This window comes from Secundilactobacillus collinoides DSM 20515 = JCM 1123 (genome assembly GCF_001435975.1).
GTDB lineage: Bacteria > Bacillota > Bacilli > Lactobacillales > Lactobacillaceae > Secundilactobacillus > Secundilactobacillus collinoides.
The window spans coordinates 1-4,149 of the sequence record NZ_AYYR01000097.1; the positions used below are offsets into that span (position 1 = coordinate 1).

Genomic DNA, 4,149 nt, shown 5'->3' on the forward strand with positions numbered 1-4,149 from the left:
AGACCAATTATAAGAATAGGCCATTAGTGTTGCACTTAACTTGACAATTGAGGAACAATATTCTGATCATATTATTGCCTGAATTAGAAGGGTAGATATCAGCTATTGTCCTTCGCAATCCTGTTTATGCTTTGTCACAAATTAACTGTGGTTTCGTTGCCTCTTCATCAGCGGTGTCAGGCATAATCCTGTGCAGTATACAGTCGTCCGTCTTTGATCGCAATGCCATTGCCGAGTGCTTTATAATCCTTGCTGAGCATTGTATCGCGGTGGCCCCAGTTACTGTCAGCATCATCATAAATATAGGTATGGACCTCTTCTTTAGCCACTGCATTCCATGAGGAACGCCCAGTAAAATCGTCAAAAATGTTTTCAGCGTAAAAATCAACGCCCATTGATTTACCGACCTCAAATGGTGTTTGTCCTAGAGCATTTACGTGGTTAAATGTAACAGTTAATTGTTGAGCTCTAACAGCCGCTACCTTGTCGAGATCAGGCTCTTCTTTGTAAGCATATAGACCGCGTTGCGCCCGTTCTTTGTTCATATAGCTTAAGAAGGCTTTCTGGAACGTTTTTAGGTTAGCAGCAGTCACTTTGTATGTGCTGCTAGGTGCTGCCCCGCTCTTTAAATAACTGTGCCAAACCCAGCCCTTCACTTTACCGGCCCGGATGTATTGATAAACTGCCTGCTTACCATTACTTTTTTTAACCGTGATTTGTGAGTAGCGGGTAAAAGTAGTGTGTGTATAATTTTGACCATTATGCGATACTTTGGTCAATTTGCTGGTACTGTATATATAGCCTTTCGACAGGTGAACTTTACTGTTCTTAAGGTTCTTCGTACTGATTACTTTGGCCGCCTTACTGGCACCACTTGCAACGTTCTGGGCAGTACCGATACCCCCAAAAACAGTCAGTGCTACGATGAAGATCATACTTTTTTTCACGATAATTCCCCCTACTTGATTATGTTTCGAAATAATCTTCATTAATTATAATGCAATTAAATACTTATAGCATTGTTAATCGTACACAATACATCAGAATCATGGCATCCTTCAACCAAGACAAAAAAGTCCCGCTCAAAAATGAGTGGGCCGGTCTTTTTATCTGTCAGCTCATTAATCAGTGAAGCTGTTAGTCAGTGGTTGTGCTGTTCGAAACGTAATGATTCTTACCGTCTTGAGACGTAGCGGATGGTACTGTCTTATTAGTGAAATGGGTAAGTACTAACTTGATACGATCTCCGAATTCAGCTTTCTTAATAGCTTAGTATTCAGGGCTTAAAACCTTAAATAATCTTTTTGTTATTTACATCCAAGGTAAAGCAACATACCCAAAATTCACCTCCAAAGTGAAAGGATTCAAGTCTGCATATTAGTTTGTGCTCACGCTTTTAATTAATTATTAGATTAACTCATTCCGATTCTATAACTGTGATTTTATATCGCGAATCACCGTAGTATGGTTATAAAAAACGAGATGTCATTTCTAGCACCAACGGTTTATAATGACTAACATTATTCAAAATCCGCAAAAAGTATTATTTGATACCATCACTTTTTGTATGAAAAATGGGTATGATTCGTTGAAATTGAATAACGATGATTGCTATTAAATTCAAAAAACGTTGATATATCAGTAATGTAGAAAGACACTGATAGCAGTTAAGTTTGACTAATAACAAACCAGGCCTTAAGAAAGCTCGTAAGGCCGGTCAATTCTCAAAGCGTTAAGATAATTTGATATCGTTGCGTTCAAGCATCTATTCCCATTTGGGGAAGGGTGCTTTTTTTGATGTTTGGTCCAAATTAGATCGATTTTCAGGGAATCCCCAGGTCGATTCTCTGATTTCGGCTCATCTACGTTCTTGTTAGGAATAAGCATGTCACTTGCAATCTTTGTGTTGTTTTAAAAAGCACCCTCAAAATTAGGAGCGGTGGCAGTTGCAAATACCTTAATACCATCAACTTTATGAAGACCATTATGATTGGTTGCTCGTTTAAGGATGCACTATGTACTTATTCCGACACTATTCTCAATGACTGTTGTTGTAATTGATAACCCGCAATGTTAAATTTAGTTGAAAACGCTGACATTTTATGACCGACCTTAACGAATTAGTTTATAGCACTGAATAAATAACGGCTGAACTGAATCAATAGGAGCAGCAGACAGACGTTTTGAACATGGGCGGTTTAAACTGTTAAAACACTAGTTCAACCACTCGTCGTAATCGCTGGTTCAGACTTTCAGGTTTAGGCATACGCATTCGGCTCACAAAGGTAGTTTCAGACACCGGTTGTTGTAGTTGCAATTAATGCGGATGCTGATAAATTGTGGCGAAAAGTGATCAACCGATTGGGGTTACCTGACAGCTTCATCGGAAGTTATCAGTCACAATCTTTTGCTAAATCGGAATAGGATTAATAACAACGTAGCGTTGTTAAACCAAGGCGTCGATATAGGTCACTAAAAACAAAAGACTTTCTGACAAAAAACAGGCCAAAGAAATCTGACAGCTTAAAGGGGTGGAAATCAAATGGTGGCCGGAATAATAGACTTACATACCGTGCAGATGATGCTCAGATTAGCTATTTATTTGATACTGGGAACGACGGTTTTAGTGATACAATCCGGCTGTTGCGTCCGGTAAGTTGCTAAGACCGGCAATTTAGTCCGGTAGACGGGAACAACGGGCGTAGTGAATAGTAGTCAAAGATAAGCAACGAGACGGGGGAAAACAATCATGAACACAATTGCAATTGTTCGGCGTTATAGGCTGGGAAGGGTGCCGCAGGGTTATCTGCGCCAATTGGTGATATTGAGTCAGGCATACGGGCTGGAGGCCTTTTTGTGTGCGGCTGAGGATTTTGACTTCGTGGCTAGTACTGTCAAAGGCACCTTTTTTGAGGATGGCAAATGGGTCATCAAGACCGTACCGATTCCGAGAGTGATCGATAATCTAATGGTGACAAAGAAGACGGCGCCATTTCTAGCTAAGCTTTCTAAACAGGCATTTTTAATGAATCATCGAATTGGCGCTAAACAAACGATTTACCCGCTTTTAAAAAATGATCCAGTCTTTAAACCCTATTATCTGCCGACTGAAACAATCACTGACAGTCAACAGATTAAGTCATTTCTTGACGAGTACAGCGGTGTGATCGTTAAACCGGGAAATGGGGCTCAGGCCGTCGGTATTGTAAAAATGACCCAACAACAGGAAACCATTACGGTTCAAACGGATGAAGAAACGCAAACTGTGACAGCGTCTGGGTTGGAGGCTTTTCTAAGTGATTACACACACAATAACTATGTTGTCCAGCCGTACATTGAAACAACGACTCCGGATGGCATGCCCTTTCACGTCAGAATGCTGGTCCGTAAGAATGAGGTTGGTGACTTCGAACTTGTCAAGAATTACGTGGAAATTGGGATTCTCAACCACGTTGTTTCGAATATGCATCAGGGCGGTGGATTGATTTGGTTGCCCACGCTTCTAAAGGGGCTGTTTGGCAGTCGCGGGCCCAAAATTGAAGCCGAATTAACCCGTATGAGTACGACCTTACCACAGGCTTTTCAACGGCACTATCAAGACTGGATTTCTGCCCTGGGTATCGATATTGCAATTGATAAGCAGGGGCATTTGTGGGTTATGGAAGTCAATGCAGGCCCTGGCCATGAGTATGTCAAGCTTGAAGATGCCGAGTTACGTGTCAAAGCATATTACTATTTAGTCTCTCAAACGAGCGCCACGGATCGGTTTAGTAATGCGTCACGATATCGCGTGGCACACGATGTTCAGCGGTATTTGTAAACGGTGGTGAACGAAGTAGTGCATGCGAAAACTTGCTTGCTAGGATGGCTTTCAGGCGAAAAAACAATATCATTGGCAGCAACGTATCCGATGCGTTGTCCGTCAATGATATTTTTGTTCAGTCATATTTTGAAAGCAAGTCATACTTGTCTGGAAATTGTCTCACGTAGGGCTTGCCACTTCACTGAAAGAAGGTGACTGTCAGACATTGATCAACAAGAAAAGGCTTATGAAATGATGGTTTTAGATTGAAAATGGTCTATAAAAAAACAAAGCCCAGTTTAAAATTCAAGTGCAACACTAATCAACTAGACCTTTCAGACTAGACA

Annotated in this window: 2 protein-coding genes; one reads left to right on the forward strand and one right to left on the reverse strand. The window is 41.0% G+C overall.

Translation table 11 applies throughout. From position 1 onward, the window contains the following. Window positions 1–176: 176 nt before the first annotated feature. A complete protein-coding gene (locus FC82_RS13715) occupies window positions 177–947 on the reverse strand; it encodes a CAP domain-containing protein (protein ID WP_056997288.1) in 771 nt (256 codons plus the stop codon). A gap of 1,802 nt (window positions 948–2,749) precedes the next feature. On the opposite strand from FC82_RS13715, the gene FC82_RS13720 reads away from it, so the two are divergent. After that, window positions 2,750–3,820, forward strand: a complete 1,071-nt coding sequence (locus tag FC82_RS13720) for a YheC/YheD family protein (RefSeq protein ID WP_056997289.1) — start codon at window positions 2,750–2,752, stop codon at window positions 3,818–3,820. Window positions 3,821–4,149: the final 329 nt, after the last annotated feature.